Source organism: Streptomyces sp. NPDC002690, assembly GCF_053592415.1.
This window is the reverse complement of record NZ_JBSFVR010000469.1, coordinates 1-4,975: the sequence shown is the minus strand read 5'-3', so window position 1 is coordinate 4,975 and position 4,975 is coordinate 1. Positions and strand designations below refer to the sequence as shown.

Annotated in this window: 3 protein-coding genes and 1 pseudogene; 3 read left to right on the top strand and 1 reads right to left on the bottom strand. The window is 70.6% G+C overall.

The window, feature by feature from the left end; translation table 11 throughout:
• Window positions 1-1,856 (bottom strand): nitrate- and nitrite sensing domain-containing protein (locus tag ACWD3D_RS33470; RefSeq protein WP_451464476.1); only part of this gene is annotated, 1,856 nt, incomplete at its 3' end.
• Between the two features lie 638 nt (window positions 1,857-2,494).
• Between ACWD3D_RS33470 and ACWD3D_RS33465 the strand changes: the two are divergent.
• The 3 genes and pseudogenes from ACWD3D_RS33465 to ACWD3D_RS33455 form a co-directional block, all read left to right on the top strand.
• Window positions 2,495-3,324: pseudogene (locus ACWD3D_RS33465) on the top strand (esterase/lipase family protein).
• 151 nt (window positions 3,325-3,475) lie between these two features.
• The gene (locus tag ACWD3D_RS33460) at window positions 3,476-4,309 is read left to right on the top strand and encodes an alpha/beta fold hydrolase (protein WP_451464475.1); all 834 of its coding nucleotides are present in this window, start codon (window positions 3,476-3,478) and stop codon (window positions 4,307-4,309) included.
• A 226-nt stretch (window positions 4,310-4,535) separates the two neighbouring features.
• On the top strand, window positions 4,536-4,975 hold a 440-nt coding region (locus ACWD3D_RS33455), incomplete at its 3' end, for an SbtR family transcriptional regulator (RefSeq protein ID WP_451464474.1).

Below are 4,975 nucleotides of genomic sequence, written 5' to 3'. Positions count from 1 at the left end.
GCCCCCGGGGCCCCTCGCCGCGGTCGTAGCTCCAGGTGCCCCGGCCGGTGCACCGCTCCATCCCTTCGGTGTCCTCGGCGTCGTAGGCCGGGTCCGACGGTCGGCACCGGCATGACCACGACACGGGCGTACTGTTCGGTCTCCGCGATTCCCCCGCGCACCACGTCCACCGCGGGCACCGGGCGGCGCCAGAAGCGTCCCGGCGATGCTCCCGACACGATGAGCAGTCCCTCGGCGTACCGCCGCATGCGGGTGGCCAGCTGGTCGAGTTCGAACAGCCGGTCCAGCGCCCGGGCATCCTCCTCGTGCCGCTCCATCTCGTCGAGCATCGCGAGCTGACGGTTAATCAGAACCTGGCTGCGCCTGGCGAGGTTCACGAAGAGCTGGCTGATGCCCTCGTGCAACCGCACGTCCTCCCGGGCGAGTTCCACGGCGGTGCGCTGCAGTGCGTCGAACGAGGCTCCGAGCTCCGCCATCTCGCGGTTGACGAAGACCTGTTGGATCATTCCGGCGTCCACGTCGACCGTCTCGCCGCGACGCAGCCTGCCCACCACGTCCCGGAGCTGGTCCTCGGTGAGGTTGCGCGAGGAGTTGCGGAGCCGGCCGATGTCGCCGATCAGGGAGCGGGCCATGCGCACCGACATGACGAGCGAGACCACCAGCGACGTCAGACCCAGCAGACCCGCGGAGATCAGTTCGATGAAGGCGCGCCGGGCCGGCGGACCGGTGCGGGTGAAGACCAGGGAGATGTCGTTCAGGGCGATGGTGCTCGTCGCGGTCTTCTGGGTGTCGAAGGCGGACCGCCACTGCGCGATGGGGAACGGCAGCTCGCGGGCGTTCGGCCCGGCATCGAGGATCTTCTCCTCCAGTGCGGTGAGAAGGGCCGTCGGACCGCCGGGCGCCGCGAGCCTCATGAACGGCGTGCGCTGGGGCGCGGGCAGTTGCCCGACCGCCTGGGCGTTGAGCAGCCGCTGCGCACCGATGGCCTGGACGACCGCCCGGTAGTCGGCGGGGTTCAGCCGGTGCTCCTTGCTCGCCGCCGCGGCCGATATCAGCGCGTCCTCCTGGGCGAGGATGTCGCCGGCGGGTACCTGGGTGTAGAGCGCCTGCCCGAAGTCCTGGGCGTCCTGGTCGGGCAGGAGTGTCATGCCCCGCAGCGCCTCGGCGATGCTGCCGGTGATGGCGGTGTACGACGCGAGGACCTCGTCCTTCGACGTCTTGTGCGCGTCCACTCCGTCCCGGATCGCGGACAGGGTGCTCAGGGACTTGACGGCTCCGTCGACTCCTGCCCGTACCGTCGTGTTCTCCGCGTCGCGGACGTTCTCGTCCCGCGCCTCCTTCAGGAAGGCGGCGACGGCCTGGTCGGTGATGCCCCGGCCTCGGCCCAGTGCCTCCGGATCGCTGCCCGGAGCGACGGTCTCGACCATCGCTCCGCGGCGCTCGTCCTCGACGGCGAGGACGGCACGGCCGAGTGGCGCGGCGAGGTGGTTGCCGATGGTGTCCACGTGCGCCAGGGTCAGGGCGTTCCCCAGGGACAGGTAGGCCGCGTAGGCACAGAGAGCGGCCAGGGAAACCAGCGGGAGCAGAAGCAGCGCCGTGAACTTACGGCGGATTGACCAACCATGACTTTTCACTTGAGGCCCGTCGAGGATCGTGGTGGCGCACAGCTGCGGACGATGAAGGCGAGGCGTACGGCCGGGGGCGTACGCCCGGAGGAGTTTGATGCGGGGCGGTGCGCGCAGCGGGCACGCCGAGGGGGCGCGTTCCGGTACGAGGGAGTGTGCGGGGCCGGAGCCCGGGGTGCGGTGGTGGTCGTCGGAGTGGTCGCAGGGGGTGCGGCCGGAACCCCGTTTCATGATCACGGTAGGAGCCGAAAGCAGCTTTCCGGCAAAGAGGTGACGAAGTTTCAGTTAATCCCGACGTTCGTGTCGGGTGCCGGCCACCGACGCGCCGGTCACGGCGGGCCGGCCACCGACGTGCCGGTCACGGGGGGCGTCGTCGGTCGCTCCCGCGGGCGCGCCGTGCCCCCCGCGTGCCCCTGCCTCCTACCGGGGCCGCGGACCCTGCACCCGTGGTGGGACGTGACGTTCGTTCCGCGGAGTGAGTCCGGCGCCCGGCTCCGGTCGCAGGGTCGATGGCATCGAGGAAGCGGCCGACGGCCATCGGCTCACCCTCACCTTCCGCGATCACCTCTCCGGCCGGTCCCGGCAACGTCGCCGTGGTAACCGTCCGTCCGTGCCCGCTCCACGCCTCCTGTGTCGGCGTCGGTACAGGCTGCTGTACCTCCCCACGGGTACGTACGACAGTGATCTCCGGCTTGTCGACTGGTGTGCTGGACACGTCAGAGAAGCCCACCCACGGGGCCGGGACGCGAGTGACCCGAAGAGGGTCCCATCCGGGCTCATGCCCTCAGTCCGACGACGTCCGGTCCGGGCCACCACGGCCCTGGAGCACGTTGCCCCCATGCCACCCCATGCACAGGAGGAGTTTCACGATGCGCACCACCCGTCCAGTCCGCAGGCTCGCGATGCTCGGCACGGTCGCCGCCGCCGGTCTGTCCGTCACCGCCCTCACCCTGCCCGGCACGGCTGGTGCCGCACCCCGTGAGGCGGCCCGGCCGACGATCGTGCCGGAACACGGCGCCTTCGCCGACGCCGCGAGCTGGGACGGGGTCGTCCAGCTGCTCGAACGTGCCGGCTACCCGGTGGTCGCCGCTGCCAACCCGCTGCGTGGTCCCGCGACCGACGCGGCCCATCTGCGCAGCGTCGTCGGGAACATCGACGGGCCCGTGGTCCTGGTCGGCCATTCCTGCGGCGGGACCGTCATCAGCCAGGCCGCCGCGGGACTGGGGGCAAGGTCAAGGCGCTCGTTCACATCGCGGCGTTCCTGCCCGACATCGGCGAGAGCTCGATCGGGCTGACGGACAAGTTCCCCGGAAGCACCCTCGGCCAGGCCACCGAGTCGGTCGACTACGCTCTCCCGGACGGAACTTCGAGAGCGGATGTGTACGTCGCCCCGGACAGGTTCCGTCAGCAGTTCGCCGCGGACGTCCCCGCCGACAAGGCGCGGCTCATGGCCACTGGTCAGCGCCCGGTCGCCGCCGCCGCGCTGGAGGAGAAGTCCACCCTGGCCGCCTGGAAGACCATCCCCTCCTGGTCGCTGGTCACCACGGAGGACCGCAACATCCCGGTGGCCGCCCCGCGCTTCATGTCCGCCCGGGCCCGTGCCAGTACCTCGGAGATCGACGCCTCGCACGCGGTGTCCGTCTCGCATCCGGAAGCCGTGGTCCGTGTGGTCGAGGCGGCGGCCCGGACCGTCCACTGATCGTCCCGCCAGTCCCACCGTCCCGCCAGTCCCACCGGCCCGCCAGTCCCACCGGCCCGCCAGTCCCACCGGCCCATCAGTCCCACCGGCGCATCAGTTCCGCCGCTTCGTTCCGCGAATGACTTTCACCGACCAGAAGGAATCGACTGACATGTCCTACATCACCGTTGGCCAGGAGAACTCCACCGACATCGAGCTGTACTACGAGGACCACGGGACGGGGCAGCCGGTCGTCCTGATCCACGGCTACCCGCTCGACGGTCACTCCTGGGAGAAGCAGGCCGCCGCGCTGCTCGAAGCCGGCCACCGGGTCATCACCTACGACCGCCGGGGATTCGGCCGTTCGAGCCAGCCGGCCATCGGCTACGACTACGACACCTTCGCGGCCGACCTCCACACCGTCCTGGAGACCCTGGACGTCCAGGACGCCGTACTCGTGGGGTTCTCCATGGGCACCGGCGAGGTCGGCCGTTACCTCGGCACGTACGGCTCCGCCCGCATCGCCAAGGCGGCCTTCCTGGCCTCCCTGGAGCCGTACCTGCTCAAGACCGAAGACAACCCCGGCGGCGTCGACGGCGCTGTCTTCGAGGGCATCGCACAGGCCGTCACCGCCGACCGGTACGCCTACTTCACCGAGTTCTGCAAGGACTTCTACAACCTCGACGAGAACCTCGGCAGCCGCATCAGCGAGGAAGCCGTCCGGCGCAGCTGGGACGTCGCCGCCGGAGCGTCCTGGTTCGCCTCCCTGGCCTGCGTCGCGACGTGGACGACCGACTTCCGCGCCGACATCGCCAAGATCGACGTACCCGCGCTGATCCTGCACGGCACCGCCGACCGCATCCTGCCCATCGAGTCCACCGGCGACCTCTTCCACCAGGCGCTCCCGAAGGCCGATTACGTCGTCCTCGACGGCGCGCCGCACGGCCTGCTGTGGACCCACGCCGAGGAGGTCACCGACGCCCTGCTCGCCTTCCTGGCCGAGTAACGGCTCCACGCCCACGCCGGGCACGCTCCGCCCCGGTGGAACATGCCCGGCGTGGGGGTCACCGACCCGGCCCTGAGCCGGAGACCCCCACGCGCGGATGACGGCACGGCAGGCAAGGCATCTCCTCTCCTGCTCGGTGCAAAGACCGCGCCGTTCACGGCAGGAGGTGTGCTGCGAGCTCCTGCCACTGCCGCGTGGGCGGGGTGTGGGGTGTGGTGGTGAGGAGGTGGTCGGCGCACACGCCGTCACCAACAAGGGCCTGGGGGCACCCCTGATGCCCGGCGCCGACGCCGGCGATCCGACGTTCGGGGACACCTGCCACACGATGATCGTGAACGCTGGCAGCGAACTACTCACGCGCGCTCACCACGCGCACGCCGTGCGCTCCGACGTCACCATCACCCAGCTGCTCAAACTCGTTGGAGCCATCGCGCCGGCCACCGAACTTGACAGCGACGGCGCCGCCGAGACCGAGGCGCCTCCTGACGCTCGTCATCGACGGGGTGTGCCCACAGGGGACAGGGCGGGGGCGATCATTCGACACGCCGAGGGAGGACTGGTAGCGCACTTCCATCGCCAGGAAACCCCGGGCTCTCGCGACGGGCGCTCCCTCGGCGGGGCTCTGCCCGGAGAGCCGCAGGACCTCGGGGTAGAGGTCGGCGAGGG